This is a genomic window from Anabaena sp. UHCC 0451, from assembly GCF_034931405.1.
In the GTDB taxonomy this organism is placed as follows: Bacteria; Cyanobacteriota; Cyanobacteriia; order Cyanobacteriales; family Nostocaceae; genus RDYJ01.
In genome coordinates this window covers 149,087-168,785 of sequence record NZ_JAYGHA010000005.1, presented here as the reverse complement: position 1 = coordinate 168,785, position 19,699 = coordinate 149,087, and the positions used below count along the sequence as shown (strand labels likewise).

At 37.7% G+C, this 19,699-nt stretch carries 20 protein-coding genes and 3 pseudogenes; 11 read left to right on the top strand and 12 right to left on the bottom strand.

Annotated elements, in window-relative coordinates; genetic code table 11:
- Nucleotides 1-75 precede the first annotated feature (75 nt).
- Both VB694_RS05600 and VB694_RS05595 read right to left on the bottom strand, forming a co-directional pair.
- Nucleotides 76-501, bottom strand: coding sequence for a DMT family transporter (locus tag VB694_RS05600; RefSeq protein ID WP_323359320.1), 426 nt, complete (start codon nucleotides 499-501; stop codon nucleotides 76-78).
- A gap of 14 nt (nucleotides 502-515) precedes the next feature.
- Complete coding sequence (locus tag VB694_RS05595) at nucleotides 516-1,199, bottom strand: WD40 repeat domain-containing protein (RefSeq protein WP_323359319.1); 684 nt, start codon at nucleotides 1,197-1,199, stop codon at nucleotides 516-518.
- 150 nt (nucleotides 1,200-1,349) lie between these two features.
- Between VB694_RS05595 and VB694_RS05590 the strand changes: the two genes are divergently transcribed.
- Nucleotides 1,350-2,558, top strand: coding sequence for a NupC/NupG family nucleoside CNT transporter (locus VB694_RS05590; protein ID WP_323359318.1), 1,209 nt, complete (start codon nucleotides 1,350-1,352; stop codon nucleotides 2,556-2,558).
- Here the strand turns inward: VB694_RS05590 and VB694_RS05585 are convergent.
- From VB694_RS05585 to VB694_RS05555, 7 genes and pseudogenes are all read right to left on the bottom strand, one after another.
- Nucleotides 2,555-3,274, bottom strand: coding sequence for a metallophosphatase (locus VB694_RS05585; protein ID WP_323359317.1), 720 nt, complete (start codon nucleotides 3,272-3,274; stop codon nucleotides 2,555-2,557). The genes VB694_RS05590 and VB694_RS05585 overlap by 4 nt on opposite strands.
- A 156-nt stretch (nucleotides 3,275-3,430) precedes the next feature.
- On the bottom strand, nucleotides 3,431-4,240 hold the full coding sequence (locus VB694_RS05580) for a metallophosphoesterase family protein (protein WP_323359316.1): 810 nt from the start codon (nucleotides 4,238-4,240) through the stop codon (nucleotides 3,431-3,433).
- Complete coding sequence (locus tag VB694_RS05575) at nucleotides 4,237-5,010, bottom strand: GTP-binding protein (RefSeq protein ID WP_323359315.1); 774 nt, start codon at nucleotides 5,008-5,010, stop codon at nucleotides 4,237-4,239. The genes VB694_RS05580 and VB694_RS05575 overlap by 4 nt, the downstream gene beginning before the upstream one ends.
- 168 nt (nucleotides 5,011-5,178) lie before the next feature.
- Nucleotides 5,179-5,661, bottom strand: a pseudogene (gene folE / locus VB694_RS05570) (GTP cyclohydrolase I FolE); the annotation flags it as partial.
- Nucleotides 5,662-5,771: 110 nt separating this feature from the next.
- Nucleotides 5,772-6,815 carry a GTP-binding protein gene (locus VB694_RS05565; protein ID WP_323359314.1) on the bottom strand — a complete coding sequence of 348 codons (1,044 nt, stop codon included), beginning with the start codon at nucleotides 6,813-6,815 and terminating at the stop codon, nucleotides 5,772-5,774.
- A gap of 88 nt (nucleotides 6,816-6,903) precedes the next feature.
- Nucleotides 6,904-7,416: pseudogene (locus VB694_RS05560) on the bottom strand (FAD-dependent oxidoreductase); the annotation flags it as partial.
- Between the two features lie 116 nt (nucleotides 7,417-7,532).
- Nucleotides 7,533-7,871, bottom strand: coding sequence for a type II toxin-antitoxin system Phd/YefM family antitoxin (locus VB694_RS05555; protein ID WP_323359313.1), 339 nt, complete (start codon nucleotides 7,869-7,871; stop codon nucleotides 7,533-7,535).
- Between the two features lie 122 nt (nucleotides 7,872-7,993).
- On the opposite strand from VB694_RS05555, the gene VB694_RS05550 reads away from it, so the two are divergent.
- The 4 genes from VB694_RS05550 to VB694_RS05535 all read left to right on the top strand — a co-directional run bounded on the left by VB694_RS05550 (nucleotide 7,994) and on the right by VB694_RS05535 (nucleotide 12,674).
- The gene (locus tag VB694_RS05550; RefSeq protein ID WP_323359312.1) at nucleotides 7,994-8,608 is read left to right on the top strand and encodes a chorismate lyase; all 615 of its coding nucleotides are present in this window, start codon (nucleotides 7,994-7,996) and stop codon (nucleotides 8,606-8,608) included.
- Nucleotides 8,609-8,990: 382 nt separating this feature from the next.
- Nucleotides 8,991-10,667 (top strand): DUF3352 domain-containing protein, encoded by a 1,677-nt coding sequence (locus VB694_RS05545; RefSeq protein WP_323359311.1) that lies wholly within the window; start codon nucleotides 8,991-8,993, stop codon nucleotides 10,665-10,667.
- Between the two features lie 478 nt (nucleotides 10,668-11,145).
- Nucleotides 11,146-12,189: a c-type cytochrome biogenesis protein CcsB gene (ccsB, locus tag VB694_RS05540; RefSeq protein ID WP_323359310.1), complete on the top strand. Its 1,044-nt coding sequence runs from the start codon at nucleotides 11,146-11,148 to the stop codon at nucleotides 12,187-12,189.
- 140 nt (nucleotides 12,190-12,329) lie between these two features.
- The gene (locus tag VB694_RS05535; protein ID WP_323359309.1) at nucleotides 12,330-12,674 is read left to right on the top strand and encodes a KGK domain-containing protein; all 345 of its coding nucleotides are present in this window, start codon (nucleotides 12,330-12,332) and stop codon (nucleotides 12,672-12,674) included.
- A 100-nt stretch (nucleotides 12,675-12,774) separates the two neighbouring features.
- Here the strand turns inward: VB694_RS05535 and VB694_RS05530 are convergent, their stop codons facing one another.
- The 3 genes from VB694_RS05530 to VB694_RS05520 form a co-directional block, all read right to left on the bottom strand.
- The gene (locus VB694_RS05530) at nucleotides 12,775-13,188 is read right to left on the bottom strand and encodes a hypothetical protein (RefSeq protein WP_323359308.1); all 414 of its coding nucleotides are present in this window, start codon (nucleotides 13,186-13,188) and stop codon (nucleotides 12,775-12,777) included.
- Nucleotides 13,189-13,239: 51 nt separating this feature from the next.
- The gene (locus VB694_RS05525) at nucleotides 13,240-13,407 is read right to left on the bottom strand and encodes a ribbon-helix-helix domain-containing protein (protein WP_323359307.1); all 168 of its coding nucleotides are present in this window, start codon (nucleotides 13,405-13,407) and stop codon (nucleotides 13,240-13,242) included.
- Nucleotides 13,408-13,766: 359 nt separating this feature from the next.
- Entirely contained in the window at nucleotides 13,767-15,107 is a 1,341-nt protein-coding gene (locus tag VB694_RS05520) for a GTP-binding protein (protein ID WP_323359375.1), read from the bottom strand.
- Between the two features lie 189 nt (nucleotides 15,108-15,296).
- Here VB694_RS05520 and VB694_RS05515 point away from each other — a divergent pair, with 189 nt between their 5' ends.
- The 6 genes and pseudogenes from VB694_RS05515 (at nucleotide 15,297) to VB694_RS05490 (ending at nucleotide 19,689) form a co-directional block, all read left to right on the top strand.
- On the top strand, nucleotides 15,297-16,652 hold the full coding sequence (locus VB694_RS05515) for an OB-fold nucleic acid binding domain-containing protein (RefSeq protein ID WP_323359306.1): 1,356 nt from the start codon (nucleotides 15,297-15,299) through the stop codon (nucleotides 16,650-16,652).
- 96 nt (nucleotides 16,653-16,748) lie between these two features.
- Nucleotides 16,749-17,090, top strand: a complete 342-nt coding sequence (locus tag VB694_RS05510; RefSeq protein ID WP_323359305.1) for a DUF6464 family protein — start codon at nucleotides 16,749-16,751, stop codon at nucleotides 17,088-17,090.
- A 139-nt stretch (nucleotides 17,091-17,229) separates the two neighbouring features.
- Nucleotides 17,230-17,587: pseudogene (locus tag VB694_RS05505) on the top strand (four helix bundle protein).
- A gap of 105 nt (nucleotides 17,588-17,692) precedes the next feature.
- Nucleotides 17,693-18,130, top strand: a complete 438-nt coding sequence (locus VB694_RS05500) for an NADAR family protein (RefSeq protein ID WP_323359304.1) — start codon at nucleotides 17,693-17,695, stop codon at nucleotides 18,128-18,130.
- A gap of 362 nt (nucleotides 18,131-18,492) precedes the next feature.
- The gene (locus VB694_RS05495; RefSeq protein WP_323359303.1) at nucleotides 18,493-18,795 is read left to right on the top strand and encodes a hypothetical protein; all 303 of its coding nucleotides are present in this window, start codon (nucleotides 18,493-18,495) and stop codon (nucleotides 18,793-18,795) included.
- A 120-nt stretch (nucleotides 18,796-18,915) separates the two neighbouring features.
- Nucleotides 18,916-19,689 (top strand): glucosamine-6-phosphate deaminase, encoded by a 774-nt coding sequence (locus tag VB694_RS05490; RefSeq protein WP_323359302.1) that lies wholly within the window; start codon nucleotides 18,916-18,918, stop codon nucleotides 19,687-19,689.
- The last annotated feature ends 10 nt before the right edge of the window (nucleotides 19,690-19,699 follow it).

Below are 19,699 nucleotides of genomic sequence, written 5' to 3'. Positions count from 1 at the left end.
CAAGACGTAAAATGACTTGGAAAGCCTTAAAGCCTTGCCTAGAGAGACTTTAACGGATTAGGAGGAGAAATTAGTCTAAACTCCAGTTGGTAGAGAAAGCAAAAAAATTGCCACAATTAAGAGTCCTATCACTAGACGACGATTAGCTTTGAGGCGACGGCGGTTAAGGGACTTCCAGCCAAAATGGTCAGTTACCAAACCAGTAATTGCTTGTCCACATATAATTAGCCCCTGAGTCAAGGTAGTCCCCAAAATAGATGTGAAGTAAGCACTGGCGGTAATATACCAAACTCCGAATAAACCACCCATCAGAGTCCATCGGGGAGCTTTGGCTAAAGCAGACCAATCTGGATGACCAAACCAACCTGTGTATAAAAAACTAATCAACGCAATTGAACCGACAAGGTAAGAAATATCTGCGGCTAGGGGTACAGAATTGAGCGATCGCGCTAACTGAGCATTGAGATTGCTTTGAATCGGCAATACAGCACCATTAACCAATGCCAGTCAGAAGTTCAGGAGAAAGATGAATAAAGAACAAATTTTTCTCCCCATCTTCCTGTTCCCTGTTCCCTGTTCCCAGAAGCAATATATTTACCATCTGCTGACCATAAGATTACTAAACTGGTTGAATCAACTGGTACAAGCGAGGGATCATCATCCCAATTTTCAGCCATCCAAATTTTCAGACTCTGATAACCCGCAACGGCTAAACTTTCTCCATTGGGATGCCAAGTAATATCTTGGACAGAGGAAGTATCAAAATTGAGGGTGGTTTCTGTGTTACCTGTGTCTGCGTTCCATACCTGCACATAACGACCACAACTAAAAGCTAGTTGATTTTTGGTAGGACTCCAGGCCATGCGGTCTACCCAGGTGCGGTTATTTTCTAGAACGCTGATCAGTTCTGCTTCCTGTGACTGTAAACGCCAAATTTTCACTTGTCCATTTTGCCCACCTGCCGCTAAAAATCGTCCATCTTGAGAAAAAACAAGACTGTCTACAGATTCTCCGTTAGAAGTTTGTAAATATTTGACTAATTGCTGTTCTAGATTATGGTATAAAATTACTTCTCCAGCGGCTGAACTGGCTGCAAGAATTTTACCTTGGGGGGACCAAGCGATCGCTGTTATATAATCTGATAACGTACCTTCCCAAGATTGCTGAAAATCACCCTGTATCTTTGCTTTTAAGGACATAATTAATATTTAACAATACATTCAAGCTAGAAGCAATGAGAATCGTTATCAGGATAGCGCAAATAGTTCGATCACACAAGATTTTTTTAACTTAGGTTTTTTGGACGTTAAAAATACTACTATTTTTGTGAATGTTGCTTAGGAATCAAAATGGAACGGGCTATTTCGGCGCTAGGTATTTTAGTTTTTATTGGTATATCTTATGCCCTTTCTGTTAACCGTCATGCTGTGCGTTGGCGAACTATAGCTTGGGGTTTAGGGTTGGAATTTCTTTTAGCATTGGTAATTCTGAAAACTTCCTGGGGTTTGAATCTCTTTAAGTCTTTGGGGGATATTATCGGTAATTTCTTAGCTTTTTCTGATGTCGGTGCTAAATTTGTCTTTGGTGAAAATTTCAAAGATCATTTTTTTGCTTTTCAAGTTTTACCAACTATCATATTTTTCTCTGCTTTTATCGGTGTTTTATATCACTATGGCATTGTCCAGAGAATAGTTAGTAGCTTGGCTTGGGTAATGATGAAAACCATGAAAACAACTGGTTCTGAGTCTTTATCCTGCGCTGGAAATATCTTTCTAGGTCCGACAGAAGCGGCGTTAATGGTTAAGCCTTATGTAGCAAACATGACCCAATCAGAACTATTTGCGGTGATGACTGGTGGTTTTTCTACTATTGCCGGCGGTGTACTGGGTGCTTACCTTTCTTTCGGTATTCCCGCAGAACACTTAGTAGCTGCTTTTTTTATGACTGCTCCTACTTCTTTGATAGTATCAAAGTTACTCTATCCAGAAACAGAAGTATCGGAAACTGCTGGTAAAATCAGTGTGGAAACAAAGAGTAATGCTGTCAATGTAATTGATGCAGCAACGAACGGGGCGCTTGATGGTGTTCAGTTAGCGGTGAATGTGGGTGTGATGATTATTGCCTTTTTGGGTTTGCTGGCTGCTGTAAATGCGTTATTAGGATGGTTGGGTTCACTGGTAGGTTTACCGCAATTATCCTTAGAGTGGATGTTATCTTTTATTATGTCTCCCGTAGCTTGGTTGATGGGTATACCTTGGGCTGATTGTGGTAAAATTGGGGCTTTATTGGGTAAAAAGACGATTTTAAATGAATTTCTGGCATATTTGGATTTAGGTGAAATGATTAAGCAGCAGCAAATTTCCCAACGCGCTGCGATTATTACTACTTATGCTTTATGTAATTTTGCTAATATTGGTACAATTGGGATTACTATTGGTAGTATGACTGCTATAGCTCCTAACCGTCAACATGATTTAGCGCGGATGGGTTTTAAATCAATGATTGGGGGATTACTTGCTAGTTTTATTACTGCTGGTATTGCGGGGATGTTAGTTTAATTTTGAAATCCCTTACTATTCCCATAATAAACAGTTTTAAATTCCACTTTATTATTATTAGGATTATAGATAGTATAGGTAGCTTGACCAGGAGTACGTCCCACATTTCCCACCCCAATCACTTGACGGGGTGTAACAGTCATTGTTTGCGAAGAAACTTGACGATCAAGAGTTGTAATTTCACTGGTAACAGAACCACCTTGTAACTGATATTGAAAAGTTAAGCCAGAACGACCACAAAATAAATTATTTGCTTGCATTCTTGACAGTCTATCTAACATTTGAATAGGGGGAGTATCCGGGGTAAGTTCTTCACTCACACCTACCGTTGAACCATGAATTAATAAACAATCTAACTCAAAAAAACCAAAGTCCAAATTTCTCAACCATTGTACAGTTTGACGAGAAACACATTCCCAGAGCATTTCTACAGTATCACCTCCATATTTTTCCAACAAATCAGGATCATCCCCAGTGAGTCCCAAACCATGCAAAATAAAACATTGTTCTTCCCACCAACCTTTACAAATCATTGGTTGTAACTCACCACGACGGGGAGATTTTACCCTTTCTACCAGTTTTTCACATTCTTTATTTGGTCCAACTAAATCACCTAAAATATATAAAGCATCTACATAACGTTGATGTTTAATATCTGCCATCACAGCTTCATAAGCTGCTAAATTACCTTCAATTCCACTCAAAATAACCCACATAAATTTTAGATCAGAAGTTCAGGAGTTCAGTTTTTGTAGGTTGGGTTAAGCGACAGCGCAACCCAACAAAAGTCTTTAAATGTTGGGTTTCCTCACGTCAACCCAACCTACATGATTTAATGTTTTGAGCTTAACCACCAAGTATTGAGTCACCAATCACCTTGTACAAACATGAGTAGGATCATCTGCTCTTTCTGCAAATTCTAAACCATTTGCTAAACGCCAAGCAAATATTTTTGGTAATCCCTTTTCAATAATTGCTGCACAGGTTTTTTGATAATCATAAGCAACTTCTCTTAATGTCACCTCTTGAGTTTCATTGTCATAAATTACATAGGTTGCATTAGGTCTACCATGTCGGGGTTCTCCTACTGAACCGACATTAATAATACGCTTGATAGGAGATGTAAAACTAATTTCTTGTGATTCTTCTTTGCTATCAACTCTTATCTGTAAATTTCCTGCATTTAAAGTTCTGAAATAAGGGACATGAGTATGTCCACAAAAAAGCACATCTGCACCTGTAGAAATAACCCTTTCTAAAGCGACAAAAGCATCAAGTTCAGGTAATAAATATTCATGATTACTATGAGGACTACCATGAACAAAAGCTAGATTTTCCCATTGCATACTGTAGGGTAAATTGGCTAAAAATTCGCGGTTTTCTGGATGAATTTCTTTATTTGTCCATTCATGAGCTTGGATTCCTCTTTTTTCTGCTAATAATGAGGGATAACTACAATCACAAGCATTCAAACCTTCAACAATATCTTCATCCCAACAACCAGAACAGGTAGGAATATCTAAAGAGCTAATTTTGTTAACAACCTCATTGGGATAGGGTCCATATCCTACCAAATCACCTAAACAAAAGATTTTTTCTGCTTTTTGCTGGTCGATATCTAATAATACAGCATTTAAGGCTTCATTATTACCATGAATACATGACATTACAGCTATTTTCATACTGCTTGACCTTCTAATAAAATTTGTTTGACTTGTTGTTGATATTGGGAAATTAAGGAGTCAGATAAACAGCAAGCTGATAATGTTGCTTTTAACGCTGGTTCATCTAAATTTTTTCCCACTACTTCTAAACCACTAAACCGCTGTGGTCTACCTTCTAAATATCTTGGTAAATCTAATTCTAAAAACTCTACTTGGGGAACACCTGCGACAAAATCACAGTAAAGAGAACGTCCATCATTAACATCAAAAATTCCCTTAGCGCGGATAACGTCACCATAAGCACCATGAGTTATTTCATACCAAAATTCTTCTAAACTATTTTCATCAATAACTTGACCGGTTGTACAAACTCGCCAAATATTTTCTATGTTGATGATTTTTGCAGATGCACCATTGATAATTTCTTCAGTCCATGTATGATATTCTGAGTTATGATAATTGGGAGGTAAAATAGCGACAGCACGATAATTGAGATTATCTAAGATTTGTGATACTGTTGATAATTCTAGGTAAGAACCTAATTCAATATAAATATGATCTGCTGCTGGGATTTGATTAATAAAATCAATTTCTTGACCATCACCAAAACAGTTAATTCCAGGAAATTCGGTTTTTATGCAAGTTTGATCAATAATAACATTCCCCGTTCCAGGACTGAAATAAATTACTTTTTCAAGAGATTTAATATCTCGGATTTGTTGACGAATCCAGGTGGTTTTTCCAGTTCCAGATAATCCAGCGACAACGGTAATACTTGGTATGTTCATAATCAGATAATAAATAATTGAGGAGTCAGGAGTCAGAATAATTTTAGATTTTAAAAAAGTAGGTTGGGTTGACGCAAGGAAACCCAACATTATCAATGCTTTTGTTGGGTTGCGCTATCGCTTAACCCAACCTACGATTATCCCACTACTGTCACCTGTCACCTAACTCTAGTGAAAATTAGCATTGTGTCGAATCAAATTCATAAATTCTTCACGGGTGCGTGCATCTTCTGAAAATACTCCACGCATTGCACTGGTTACAGTCCAAGAACCGGGTTTTTGTACACCACGCATGACCATACACATATGTGTTGCTTCTATCACTACTGCAACTCCTTTGGGTTTGAGTAAACCTTGCAGTGCGTCAGCTATTTGTAATGTCAGACGTTCTTGAACTTGTAAACGTCTTGCATACATTTCACAAATGCGGGCAATTTTCGATAAACCAATGACTTTACCATTAGGAATGTAAGCTACATGAGCGCGGCCAATAACTGGCAAAATATGATGTTCACAGGAACTGAAAATATCAATATCTCGCACTAATACCATTTCATCAGCATCCTCTGTAAACACTGCACCATTTAACAATTCATCCAAGGATTCATGATATCCTTTGGTTAAAAATTGCAAGGCTTTAACAACTCTTTGCGTAGCACGAAAAAAAACAGTGTCATTATTTCAATCTCATGTTTAAAAACATGAGTTTTTTCTGTTAAGAGTTGCCCGTTAAGAGTTCCCTCTGAATTAACACATTTTAATTATAACAAACATTTGTTAATTTTTGTGTATATTTCCTGTTTATCTAATTTTCTGCCAATAAAAACTACCTGATTTTTAGGTGAATTTTGCCATTCATCAGCGTTTAAGGTGTAACGGGGTCCACTCAGTTGAAAAATATGACGTAAATCGCTATCACTAAACCATAAAATACCTTTAGCTCGAAATACTTCCTGTGGCATTTCTTCAGTCAAAAAGTTCTCAAATTTATGGACATCAAATGGTCTATCTGCTTGAAAAGATATTGACACAAAGCCATCATTTTCTAAATGATGGGAGTGATGATGATGATGTTCATGTTCATGGTGGTGGTGTTCATGATGGTCATGGTGTTCATGTTCGTGAGTATCTTCTACATTATCGTTCATATACTCATCTTTTGGTGTTAAACCCACATCTAAAATTAATGGTAAAGCAACTTGGCCATATTGAGTATGTAAAATTCTCGCTCCGTTTTTTACATCACGGATAAAATTTTCTACTTCTTCCAGTTTGTCTCGGTTAACAAGGTCGGTTTTATTCAGGAGAATAATATCTCCATAGGTAATTTGTTGTAAAGCTGCTTCACTTTCAAAATGTTCTTCATTAAATGTCTCAGCATCTACAACGGTAATAATTGAATCTAGATTAGTTAAATCTCTGAGTTCTGTTCCCAAAAAAGTTAGGATAATTGGTAAGGGGTCAGCAACTCCAGTAGTTTCAATTACTAAATAATCAATGCGTTCTTCTCGTTCTAAAACTCTATACACTGCATCAACTAAACCATCATTAATGGTACAGCATATACAGCCATTGCTCAGTTCTACCATATCTTGATCGACGGTAACTAGCAATTGACTATCAATATTAATATCACCAAATTCATTGACGAGAACTGCAACTTTTAAATCTTGTTTATTTTGCAGAATTTGATTTAAAAGGGTGGTTTTACCACTTCCTAAAAATCCGGTAATGATACTGACTGGCATTCCTTGTTTGGGAATATCCATGTTTAGGGTTGATGTTGGTGCTGTTAGTTGAGTCATTATCAGTTCAATGATTTTAAACTATAAATGATAATCGTTATCAGGATAGCACAAAAACTTGTTTAAGCTCACACCTGAAAATTTTGGGTTAACTGGCTTTAATTTCTGTAATACTAGGTGAAAAAGCTACACTGGGTTTAACAATGGCGGGAACGATTTTTTCACTGGCCATTCTTGCACCGGATAGGTTTCTAGCGGTGGGTCCTACTTGCAAAGCTGCTAAACCACCCATGATAAATAATTCACAACCAGGCCAACGCAGATAAGTATCTAACACAGGTAAACCGTTAACTATTTGGGTGGGATAGGCGGCTAAAATGTCCTGTAATAAGGGTTCTGTGGTGACATCAAATTTAGTACCTGTGGCTAACCAAATATAATCAAAGTTGTAAATATTACAGTTATTACATTCTATCTGCCAGTTATTACTTAACCATTCTGCTTTGACTATTTGACAGTTTTCATCAATGATAATATTACCACGATGCTTTTCTTTACGAAGTTGGGTGGCTATTTCTGGTGTTATAGAACCACCATTTCTAGCTTCTTGAATGAGCGTCCACCGTTGTTGCCAATTTTGCTCAAAAAATCCTTTCAGATGAATTTTAGCGATTTCTGTATCTGCTGCGATTTGATTATTTTGGGCAATATAAACCCATATATCTTCTAAATCTTGTTCAGCTAGTTGGGAAATTCTGTAGCTATTCATGTAACTGTTTATTTACCTAGCTGATGCTGTCCTCGTGCTTTAATCTTTTCCAGCAAATTGGGTAAAGACTCATCGTTATACTCGCTGTATTCTCCATTTTTTAACTGTTCTGCACCTAAAGCCACATCACGTCTTAACGCTTCCAGTTTCAATTTTTGCAATTCTGACTCTGCAAGATTGAGACGTTCTTGAATTTGTTGAAAACTAGCCACATCTTGAATGACAATTTCTGCTTTACCGTTAACAGTGAGAACGAGAGGAGATTTTGTAGCTTTGATGTGTTCGATAAACTGTTTGATGTTGCGTTTGAAGTCTGTGAGTGGGTGAATATTTTCTAGGTTAATCATAAAATTTCGTACTGAATTCAGTCCTATTTCCATATTGTATATGGTGAAGGCAGGATTTTCGCAACTGACATAATTCTCTGGATTGTGCTTTCATATAAATAGATGAAGTTTTATAAACAACATTGACTACTATCGTTACACCCACAACAACTGCAACGCCAACCGCTTGGCATCGTCTACAACCTATTTGGCAAGGTGAAGGAGAGGAAATTCAAAAAGGTTTACCTCACACTCAGTTAGCACCTGCTTGGCAATTACTACTTTTGGGTGATGGTTCTCCAACCAGACATTTACAATTACTGACCTGTGAACCCACAGAAGTAGACGTAATAGATATGTCTTTAATTGGCATCAACTCAGATGATGCGCCTAGCTTAATTGAAGCTGTACCTGGTCCACGACTACGACGACAGGTATGGCTGCGAACTGCTTCTGGTCAAAGATTGGGTTATGCTACTTCCTGGTGGGAAGCTAGTCATGTAGATGAGTTTTTGCAAAACCGTTCTTTACCAATTTGGTCAAGTTTAGCCCGTATCCGTACAGAATTGTATAGAGATATTCGAGGACTTTACTGTGGTTACTCACCTGCATTAGAGTCAGGTTTTGATCAAGTGGGTCCTTTTTGGGGTCGTCATTATTTATTTTGGCATCATGGACAACCTCTAACTTTGATTTATGAGGTTTTTTCACCTTATTTAACTAAATATTTGGGTCAAGAACAAGGGTGTAGCGTGTAGATGAGGACTTACGCAAAACAGAACAGAAGTAGGGGTAATTCATGAATTACCCCTACGCAAGAATCAGGTTTTGAGTTCAATCTTGCGTAATTCCTATAGCTTTTTAACGGCTTCTGTTCGTGTATTGCATAAATCCCACGTCTTCTCAGCGTGGGTACTTTCAAAACCGTGCTAAAAAAATATCTATCAACAACAAGATTCTCGACTGCTTGTCAAAATCGCGAATCTTATAATGATATGACTTACGCAAGTGTCACACCAAAAATCTGTTGTAGGGTGCGTCAGATATCAGAAATATGTTTATTTGCTGGATTTATGCAGTCTGATGCACCCTACCAATATGCCAGTTGCATAAGTCCTGAATAATATATATCTGAGTGTGATGAAGAAAAAAAACAAACCGTCTTTGGTACTGACATTATCAGCTGCGTGGTTATTGATTGGTGCTGGAAGTGTGGCATATTGGTTTTTTACCCAAGGACAACCATTTTCTCGAAATTTGCCAGTGGGTGCAAATATTATTCCTCAAGATGCCTTATTGGCAGTTTCTTTGACAACGGATACTCAACAGTGGCAAAAGTTACAGGAGTTTGGGACAGCAGAAACTCAAAAAGAACTGGAGCAAAATTTGGTGCAATTGCGCGATCGCTTGTTAACTAATAATGGTTATAATTTCGAGAAAGATATTCAACCCTGGGTAGGAGATGAAGTCACGATTGCTGTTTTGGCTTCTCCAGAGGGGAATCCTACACCCAAACCGGTAACGACTGATGCGGATACTTCTGAGCAATCAATACTGATAGTGCTACCGATCAAAAATCCAGAAGTAGCTAAAAGTATTTTGGCACAACCTAAACCACTAAAACAAGGTAAATGGATTGATCGTACTTATCAAGGAATCCCGATTAAACAAACTCAAGGACAAGCTGGAGAAAAACTTTCCGCAGCATTAATTAATCAGAAATTTCTGGTAATTACAGATAATGCTAAAGCCACAGAAAGAACTATTGATGCTTATCAAAATCAAACATCTTTAGCAAAATTAGGAAGTTTTGCCGCAAATTTCTCAAAAACGAGCAGTTATCAATCTTTTGCTAAATTCTATATAAATGTACCAATAGCCGCAAAAATAGCAGCTAAAACTCCTAATCGTCCGTTACCTGCTCAAGTGCTGACACAACTCCAGAATAATCAAGGTTTGGCGGGAACTGTCACCTTAGAACCGGAAGGAATTCGATTAAAAGGTGTTTCGTGGTTAAATCCCAATAGTAAGCGCGTGTTGGCAGTAGAAAATAAAGCTGGAAGTATGCAAAATCGACTTCCTAGCGAAACTTTAATGATGTTTTCTGGTAGTAACTTAAAGCGTTTGTGGGCGGAATATGTTTCTACTTCCAAGGGAAATCCTTTATCACCGATTAAGCCTGAACAACTGCGACAAAGTATAAAATCTTTAACAAATTTGGATTTAGATCAAGATTTACTAAGTTGGATGCAAGGGGAATTTTCAATTGCAGTGATTCCTAATACGCCAAAAGAGGCTAAACCGGATAATTTTCGGGCTGGTTTAGTGTTTATGATTAAGGCTAGTGATGCTAAAGGCAATTTACGCCAATCTGCTGAAGCTGCTTTGCAAAATCTTGATGATGTGGTTAAAAATCAATATCAGTTTAAAGTTGAATCAGCTACTGTTGCGGGTAAAGATGTGGTTAACTGGATTTCACCGTTTGGGACTTTAACAGCTACTCATGGTTGGTTAGATGAAGATGTGTTGTTTTTTGTTTTAGGCGCTCCTATTAGTGATAAAATTGTGACTCAACCCAATAAAACACTAGCCAGCACTTTTACTTTTCAGCAAACTGTTCCTCAAGAATTGAGTCTACCCAAAAGTCTGTTTTTCTTAGATATGGAACGGACTGTTAAAAGTTTTCCTCTGAATAATGCGTCACCGAGTCAACAAGCTTTACTGTCTGCTATCCGCACAGTGGGAGTGACAACTGTTGTCAATGATATTCGTAGTCAGCGATATGACATCTTTTTAGAATTGAAAAAAGGTAAGTAGGGACTAGGGACTAGGGATTAGGGATTGGGGATTAGGGACTGGGAACTGGGGACTGGGGACTAGGGACTAGGGACTAGGGATTGGGGATTAGGGACTGGGAACTGGGAACTGGGGACTAGGAACTGGGGACTAGGAACTGGGGACTAGGAACTGGGAATAGGTAATCATTTTACCAATCACCAATCACCAATCACCAATCACCAATCACCAATCCCCAATCCCCAATCACCAATCCCCAATCCCCAATCCCCAATCCTCAATCCTCAATCACCAATCACCAATCCCCAATCACCAATCACCAATCCCCAATCACCAATCCCCAATCCTCAATCACCAATCACCAATCACCAATCCCCAATCCCCAATCACTAATCACTAATTACCAAAGCTAGATAGGATCAGGATAGTTGGTTTGAGTTAGATTGATTTTCTAACTGGGTTTGATAACTGATAACTGATTCACTAGGGAGAAGTGTTTATGAATCTGGTTGTACTCCAGAACTGGCTAGATAATGCCTCCTTTGCCGTCTTATTCTGCACTATGCTGGTGTATTGGGTAGGGGCGGCTTTTCCGAGTTTATCGGTGACTGCGGCTTTGGGGACGGCTGGAATGGCGATCGCAAATTTGTGTATTGCGACTCTATTAGGGGCAAGATGGATTGAAGCGGGTTATTTTCCGCTCAGTAATCTCTATGAGTCTCTATTTTTCCTAACTTGGGGTATTACTGCTGTTCATCTCATTGCTGAAAATACCAGTCGTAGCCGTTTGGTGGGAGTTGTCACTGCACCTGTAGCCATGGGAATTACGGCCTTTGCTACTTTGACGCTACCATCCACAATGCAAGCTTCTGAACCTTTGGTTCCGGCTTTAAAGTCGAATTGGTTGATGATGCACGTCAGCGTGATGATGTTGAGTTATTCGGCTTTGATGGTAGGTTCTTTGTTAGCGATCGCTTTTTTAATTGTGACTCGCGGCCAAAACATTCAATTACAAGGTAGTTCCGTCGGTAACGGTGGTTATCGTAGTAATGGTTACAAATTACTCAAAGCTGGAGAGTTAGTTACTCAACCTCCAACAACCTCATCGGAAAATAATGGTTTTTCCCGTTTGGAAAGCAATAACAACGGTAATGGTACTGCTGTTTTAGAGGTAGTCAAAACTATCCCTATCGCGACTGCGGAAATTCTTTCTCCCCAACGTCTCACCCTAGCAGAAACCCTAGATAATATTAGCTATCGCGTTATTGGTTTGGGTTTTCCTTTACTGACAATTGGGATTATTGCTGGTGGTGTTTGGGCTAATGAAGCTTGGGGTTCTTATTGGAGTTGGGACCCAAAGGAAACTTGGGCTTTAATTACTTGGTTAGTTTTTGCGGCTTATTTGCATTCTAGAATAACTCGCGGTTGGCAAGGTCGCAAACCTGCAATTTTAGCCGCTGGTGGTTTTGTTGTGGTTTGGATTTGTTATTTGGGTGTGAATCTTTTGGGTAAAGGTTTACATTCTTACGGTTGGTTTTTCTAACTGCATCTTTTCCCCCTTTTCTGTTGAGGAAAGGGGGGATATTTTTTATCTCACGCAAAGGCGCAAAGGCGCAAAGAAAGAAATTTTTAAAATGGTATAAAATATAATATACTTAATTTGCAGGAGTGGGAATAAAATATATGGGTAATCAATTTGCAAGGCTGGATCAAGAGGATGTGATTGCTGTTAATCCTGATAATTTTGAACGATTAGATGTATCCAAAACTTTGACAGCTATTGAATTAATAGAAGCAATTAAAGAATGTATAGGTTCTGATGATACAGATGCAAAATTGTTTACAGAAGGAATGGAGGCTAAGGTACTCAGACCTGGTGATGGTTGGAAAAAAGGAAAAATCAGAGTTTGCATAGAATTTTGCCCTAATGAAACAGAAGTAAAAGAAACAGTTGTTAATACTTCAGGATTAAATCAAGAAACTTCACCGTTAGATGATTTAAGAGAAAAATTGAAATATACTGAATGAATAGAATCAAGTTTGTAGAGTGCATCAGACGCACCCTACAAGACACAATATAAAAACTAAAAACCTTGTCGATGTAGTGGTTTTGGTGTGAATTTTTCGCCTATTTATCCATCAGCCTGATCAGAATTGCTTCCAATCTCTCTAAAGCAGCGTTAGTTGATCTTTGGTTTTCCTCAAAACGTTGCTGATGTAGCTCAAAATTGCGGTCAAGTCTAACTATGATGTCATCTAAAACCGCACTGCGACTTAAGACAGTATTGGCAGTTCCAATAAAGTCGTTAACTTGGTTTGATAGGTCATTTAAGCTATTTGATAAATTACCAGTCGTTTGGGTATTAACGGTTTGCTGTTCTGCTACTTGGTCAAGTTTTACGGTTAGGTTGCCTATTGTTTGGGTATTAACGGTTTGCTGTTCAGCTACTCTATCTAACCTAGTAGATACAGAGTTAAGGTTAGTAGCTGTTTGCAGCAGTAGCGATTCTATAAGGTCTAATCGGGTTGGTTCAGTTGTCATGGTGTTTGAGGGTGGTATGGGCAATAGCGAAACGCTGCTGCAAGCAGTTTGCTAACTTGCTTTTTGATCTTGAGGTTTGTAAATTTGAACCGCTCTTGTAACAAGCCTTTCTACAAGATTTGATAGTGTCCTGTCTTCTAAGCTTGCTATACTTTCTAGTTCTTCACGTAGTTCATGTGAGCAAGTAAATGTAATTTTTGCTTTTTTAGTTTGACCCATAGCTTCTAACAGGATAGATAACTTTAGATTACATTCTTACTCCCCTTGGATGGTAAACTTAGGAAGTTGATAGAAGTAATCCATAGCTTCTGAAGCTATGGGTATACTAGCACTATAGCCAAGTGAATGCAACCTCACAACATCCTTAATAAGTATTCGTGCAAAATAAATTTCATATTCAGGAAAGGGAACAGGGAACAGGGAACAGGGAACAGGGAACAGGAAAGAATACAGAGATTTCTGGTTGTTAAAAAAATGTGCAATTAATTTTGCTCAGGTACTTAGTCCAGGTTTTGCCTTTATTCAGCAAGCCCTAATTAGAGGATTATTCTCAGAAGTCGGGGATCTGGACTTTTGGATTATCTCCCTAAATCCTTCTGTAACCGATACAAAATAGTATTTTTATCAACCTGAGACAAAATCTCTTGAATAACAGTATTAGCGCCCAATTGTCCCCAGGTACAGCCCTTTTCTAAATATACCTGTGCAGCTTTACCCACAGCATAAGATCCATAACCAGCAATACCGGCTTGAGCGATCGCACTGCCAGCAAAGGTAGTAATATTGAGAGGATTATCACCACTAGCGATCGCAGCCGTACTTTTACCTAAACCTAATATCAAACTACTGCCTAATTCACCCAACAATAAACCACCGGAACTTAATAAAATAGTTCTTAATAAATTAGTTGCTTCATAACTCGTCATCGGTAAAGAATATAATCTAGCCAGAGAACGAATTAAAGCTAAATCTGTAATTAAACCACCAATAATATCTAAAAAAGCAATAGGATTTAACCCAATAGCTAAAGCTTTATATTTAGTAAATTGCCAAATAATATCTTCCGCTTCTTTTTGGCGAAAATCAATAGTTTTTTCAGCTATAATTTCTTCAGCTTCTCTTGCTTGAATGAGTGCATTTAAAGCTAAGAGCGATCGCCCTTCTCGATTTAGTATATTCAGAATAGTTTGTTTTAATTCCTCAACCTGTGGTGGTGGTGTTTCCCACTCATAACTCACATTCCCATCCGGGTATTCTATTCTTACTTCCATTGGTGCAGGTTCAGCCGCAACCATGACAATTTCATCAGGTAATAATGGTTTAGCTTGAGGATTTCCTGCACCTAATTGTTGTAAATTTTGATAAATTTTGGTTCTATCTGTATCTGGGTACAAATCAATTTTGTTAAATACCAAAATCAAAGGTTTTTGGGCTTGACGCAATTCTAGTAATGCTTGATACTCAGTTCTTGTAATATCTCCAGAAACTACAAACAAAATTAAATCAGCTTGACGCGCTACATCCCGCGCCATTTGCGCCCGTGTTTCCCCCTCAATTTCATCTAAACCGGGAGTATCAATTAATTCTACTATGATCTTTCCTCCTGGTTGCCAACGTAGCGATCGCGGCCATTGAGTGACACCATTTAAGGGTCCAGTTTGCAGAATTTTTGCCCCTAACAAAGAATTTAACACCGCAGACTTACCACGACTCACCAAACCAAAAGCCGCTATTCTCACCACATTAGAGTCTAGCTTGTTGAGTGTGGCAGTTAAAAGTTCTATTTCTGGTTTTACTAAACCCGCTAATTCTGGTTTGGATGATAGCTGGCCTGACTTGCGGAGATATCCATACCAAGACATTGCTTGTCTGAGACTAGCACGGGCGCGATTTAAATGGGTTTCTTGCAGGTTACGCACTGCGTTAGGTTGAGACAAGGTGAAAGGAACAATAGATTACATATCGAATTATATCGAAAATTTATAGCGTTATGACATCGCCCAGTTTTCCTCACCTGATGCACTGAGTGTATATAATCAAGAGAATGTTGAACAGATCAGAGTTGGTCTGAAATCAGTAAATAAACAAATTTTGAAAAGCTCAGTAATATGGTTAAAATAATTTCACGACAATACTTAGGTGAAGCCAATGTTTATGATATTGGCGTTGAACAAGACCATAATTTTGCGATTAAAAATAGTTTAATTGCGTCTAATTGTTTCAATAAATCCCATTCGACAGCTTACGGTTATGTCACTTATCAAACGGCATATTTAAAAGCTAATTATCCGTTAGAATATATGGCGGCGCTGTTAACTGCTAACAGTGGGGATACAGATAAAGTGCAGAAATATCTGAACAACTGTACAACTATGGGGATTGAAATTGATCCGCCGGATATTAATCGCTCTGGTTTGGATTTTACCCCAGCAGAAAACAAGATTTTATTTGGATTTTCGGCAGTGAGGAATGTGGGACAAAATGCGATTGTGGGGATTTTAGAAGCGAGAGCAGAGGGTGGAGAATTTAAATCTCTGGGCGATTTTTGCGATCGCCTTGATTTACGTACTGTTAACCGACGGACTTTAGAATCACTGATTCAATGTGGTGCGTTTGACAAAATCGAATCCAACCGCCAACAATTAATTAGAGATTTAGAATTAGTATATGATTGGGCGCAATCCCGCGCTAAAGATAAAGCCAGTGGACAGGGAAATCTTTTTGATTTTATGGGTGGTGGATTAGGAAATAATACTCAACAAACAGCTAAAAATGCTTTTGAATCTGCACCGAAAGCAGAAGCAACTTTAGATTTTCCCCCACAGGAAAAGTTGCGGATGGAAAAAGAATTATTAGGGTTTTATGTATCTGCACACCCCCTAAAAGATATTAAACAATCATCATCTCTGCTCGCACCAATTAATCTGGCACAGTTAGGAGAACAGAAAGAGAATACAATTCTTTGTGCGGTTATCATGCTGAATAACGTCAAAAAAGTAGTGACAAAAAAAGGCGATCCCATGGCAATTTTACAAATAGAAGATCTAACCGCAGCATCAGAAGCAATTGTCTTTCCCAAAAATTATGAACGGGTGAGTTCACTATTACAAGTTGATGCTAGATTAATCATTTGGGGAAAAGTAGACAACCGGGATGATCAAACTCAATTTATTGTTGAAGATGCAGAACAAGTTGAAAAAGTTCAGATGGTAGTAGTGGAATTAAATCCACAGGAAGCTGCTACTATTGATGTACAACATCGCTTAAGATCAATTTTGAAAGAACAATCTGGAGATAAAGATAAAGCAAAAGTTCCGGTAATTGGTATTGTTCAATCAGGCAATTCTCGTCAATTAGTACGTTTTGGTAAACAATTTTGGGTACAAGATTCTCTTTCTACTGTACAGTCTCTCAAAAATGCCCGATTCCCGGCTCATGTCAAACAATTGACAGATAATTCTTAATTAGCTCAAGAGTCAGGAGTTACAATATTTGTTAGTAACAGAATGTTGAGGAGTAAAATTTTAGAAAAATCAATGTACACAAAAGGTAAATAGAAAATGTTAAAAACAATAGTGTTGATTATCATTGGTTTTTTACCATCCCTATGGTCATTTTGGGTGATTCGTAAAACCCAAGAACGGACACGGACACGCACTAGACAAATAGCTTATAACTATTCCCAAATCCAACAATACATGAGACCTGTTGAAGACGATAGCGCGGAGCGTAGCAGTGATCGTTATTATCTAGAAGGTGTAGGTTATTTAGTAGGTGATATTAGTTGTAAATTTAATGCTCGATCTGGTTACGTCCGTTGTGCTGTTAATCCTAGTGGTCCGTGTCAGGACTGTCGTCACTATGAACAAAGAGACTTAGTTAGTAGCGAAAAGCAAATTTAAATATCTACAAATAAATAATCGATCTGTTAAGTTTTTAATGTCAAAACAAAAGGCTCTACCGGACTTAGTATGCTAAACTAATAAGGGAATAGGGAACAGGGAACAGGGAATAGGGAACAGGGAACAGGAAACAGGAAGAATGTCGGATATTAATGACTTTAAAGACTTAATAATTTGGCAAAAAGGGATGGATATTGCTGAAAAGTGCTATTTCCTCACTAAACTTTTTCCTAAAGATGAGCTATATGCTATGGTTCAACAAATTAGAAGAAGTGCAGTATCCATTCCAGCCAATATAGCTGAAGGATATGGGCGACGGAGGCGAATATATAAGATTTTTAAACATAGCTCAAGGGTCAGTTAATGAATTAGAAACTCACCTAATTCTATCTAAACGAGTAGGATTATGTTCAGAAAAAGATATAGAAATGATTCTTAATTTATTAAAAGAAGAAAGTAGAATGATTATTAGTCTTATTAAAAAACTAGAAAATTAAAATTTTTCCCCTGTTCCCTGTTTCCTGTTCCCTCTTTCCGACTGGTGATTTAGCATAAAAAGTACGGTAGAACCAAACAAAATTGATTTTTACTGGATAAATTACATGACAATCTACTTTTATCATACTCGTGATCAATATGCTTGCTTTTCTAATTTTTCACCTCACGGATTTATATTAGATGATTTGTATTGGTCTACCAGTGAACATTACTTTCAAGCACAAAAATTTATTGACACACACCATTTAGAAGCGATCCGACTTGTTAAAACTCCAAGAGATGCAGCAAAAATGGGTAGACAAAGAACTCGTCCTCTCCGTTCAGATTGGGAGAAAGTTAAAGATGATATCATGCGAAAAGCAGTGCTGTGTAAATTTTCTACCCACATAGATATTAAAGAAATTCTCCTATCTACAGGTGATGAAGAAATAGTGGAAAATTCCCCTATAGACTTCTATTGGGGTTGTGGATCTGATGGTAGTGGTAAAAATATGCTAGGTCAAATTTTAATGGAAGTGCGGGAAATAATCCGACTTAACTAAATACTCAGATTAGAAATATTGCTTAATTTAGACTATCATATTATGATAATCATCAATTTTTACAATAAATAATTGGTAAAATATGATTGTAGAGGCTGTCCTCGTAATTCATCAAATTTCACTTACTGTGCTAGTACAGAACGGCGGAAATAAACCAACCATTCCCAATCTCTGAAAAGCTTACTCTGTATTTGTTTTGACTTTTGACTTTTGACTTTTGACTTTTGACTTTCGCGAAGCGGTGCTAGTGCTAAATCCTGTGTGAGAAAATCTATCACCTACTGTCTGTTTTTCTTTCCCTGCCTCAAAAATTAAGTATAGCTACGTCATTCAAGGTATTACAAATTAAATAGGAGCGCAATATGTCAACTTTACAGAAAACCAAAAAATATTACAAATGGTCTTGGGATGTATCTCTGGGAGGTGAATATGATGCTTGGGGTTGCAGTACATATTTTATGGAAATTGACAGTAATTTATATGCCCATAGACAAATAGAAGTTTACGAAAATGGTAACGTATTATTCTATGATAAAAATCATGTAGCCGATAATTATGGGATGCTATGCGATAAAAAACTAGTTGACAATAATATTGAAGAATTTGAAATTACCAAGGCAGAATTTGAACAAATATGGCAAAGTAAAACCCCTATTAATAAGTAATATAATCCGGTGAAAAGATTGTAGAGACTGGCTATAAAACATCTTTGGAATGTCTCTACAATGGTTCTAAAAAACGTATATTTGATTTTCGGATATTTCCATTACCTTGTATTTAAGCAAATGCCAGATGTTACCACATCTTTTGATTGCGATCATCTCCGAGTACAGATTTACAACTCTGAAACAGAAATGGCAGAGGATGTTGCTGAAATCGTACAGAAATATTTAGATGACCTGCTGCAACGACAGGATACAATTGCTTTGTTGTTAGCCACAGGAAATTCACAACTTAAATTTCTTGATGCTTTAATTGCTTTAGGTGGGATAGACTGGTCAAGGATAACATTATTCCATCTTGATGAATATTTAGGAATTAATGCTGACCATCCCGCAAGTTTCCGGTATTATTTGCGAGAACGTGTAGAAAAACGGGTATTTCCACGGCAATTTCATTATATAGAAGGAGATGCGTTAGAACCTGTTACCGAGTGCGATCGCTATACTAAACTATTAAAAGCTCAACCCATTGATTTATGTCTTCTTGGTGTAGGAGAAAATGGACATTTAGCCTTTAATGATCCCGCAGTAGCAGATTTTGAAGATCCCGCCAATGTCAAATTAGTAAAACTAGATCAAGTCAACCGTCAGCAACAACTAAAAACCGGGTATTTTCCCAACTTAGAAACCGTTCCTCAGTATGCTTTTACTGTAACTATCCCCGTAATTTGTGCGGCAAAAAAAATCATTTGTCTAGCACCAGATCCACGCAAAGCCAAAATAGTTAAAGAGATATTACACGGGGATATTACTACAAATTACCCAGCTTCAATTTTGCGAAAACAACCACAAGCCAGCTTATTTTTAGATGTAAATTCTGCAAAATTGCTATTTTAACTATAGGGAT

Excerpts from the sequence above, each read along its gene's own strand:
- VB694_RS05555 (WP_323359313.1), bottom strand. The coding sequence starts at position 7,871 with ATGATTAACCTAGAAAATATTCACCCACTCACAGACTTCAAACGCAAC.
- VB694_RS05510 (WP_323359305.1), top strand. The coding sequence starts at position 16,749 with ATGTTAAAAACAATAGTGTTGATTATCATTGGTTTTTTACCATCCCTA.
- VB694_RS05530 (WP_323359308.1), bottom strand. The coding sequence starts at position 13,188 with ATGACAACTGAACCAACCCGATTAGACCTTATAGAATCGCTACTGCTG.
- VB694_RS05500 (WP_323359304.1), top strand. The coding sequence starts at position 17,693 with ATGACAATCTACTTTTATCATACTCGTGATCAATATGCTTGCTTTTCT.
- VB694_RS05525 (WP_323359307.1), bottom strand. The coding sequence starts at position 13,407 with ATGGGTCAAACTAAAAAAGCAAAAATTACATTTACTTGCTCACATGAA.
- VB694_RS05575 (WP_323359315.1), bottom strand. The coding sequence starts at position 5,010 with ATGAACATACCAAGTATTACCGTTGTCGCTGGATTATCTGGAACTGGA.
- VB694_RS05590 (WP_323359318.1), top strand. The coding sequence starts at position 1,350 with ATGGAACGGGCTATTTCGGCGCTAGGTATTTTAGTTTTTATTGGTATA.
- VB694_RS05565 (WP_323359314.1), bottom strand. The coding sequence starts at position 6,815 with ATGACTCAACTAACAGCACCAACATCAACCCTAAACATGGATATTCCC.
- VB694_RS05490 (WP_323359302.1), top strand. The coding sequence starts at position 18,916 with ATGCCAGATGTTACCACATCTTTTGATTGCGATCATCTCCGAGTACAG.
- VB694_RS05545 (WP_323359311.1), top strand. The coding sequence starts at position 8,991 with ATGAAGAAAAAAAACAAACCGTCTTTGGTACTGACATTATCAGCTGCG.
- VB694_RS05580 (WP_323359316.1), bottom strand. The coding sequence starts at position 4,240 with ATGAAAATAGCTGTAATGTCATGTATTCATGGTAATAATGAAGCCTTA.
- VB694_RS05585 (WP_323359317.1), bottom strand. The coding sequence starts at position 3,274 with ATGTGGGTTATTTTGAGTGGAATTGAAGGTAATTTAGCAGCTTATGAA.
- VB694_RS05495 (WP_323359303.1), top strand. The coding sequence starts at position 18,493 with ATGTCAACTTTACAGAAAACCAAAAAATATTACAAATGGTCTTGGGAT.
- VB694_RS05595 (WP_323359319.1), bottom strand. The coding sequence starts at position 1,199 with ATGTCCTTAAAAGCAAAGATACAGGGTGATTTTCAGCAATCTTGGGAA.
- ccsB (WP_323359310.1), top strand. The coding sequence starts at position 11,146 with ATGAATCTGGTTGTACTCCAGAACTGGCTAGATAATGCCTCCTTTGCC.
- VB694_RS05535 (WP_323359309.1), top strand. The coding sequence starts at position 12,330 with ATGGGTAATCAATTTGCAAGGCTGGATCAAGAGGATGTGATTGCTGTT.
- VB694_RS05515 (WP_323359306.1), top strand. The coding sequence starts at position 15,297 with ATGGTTAAAATAATTTCACGACAATACTTAGGTGAAGCCAATGTTTAT.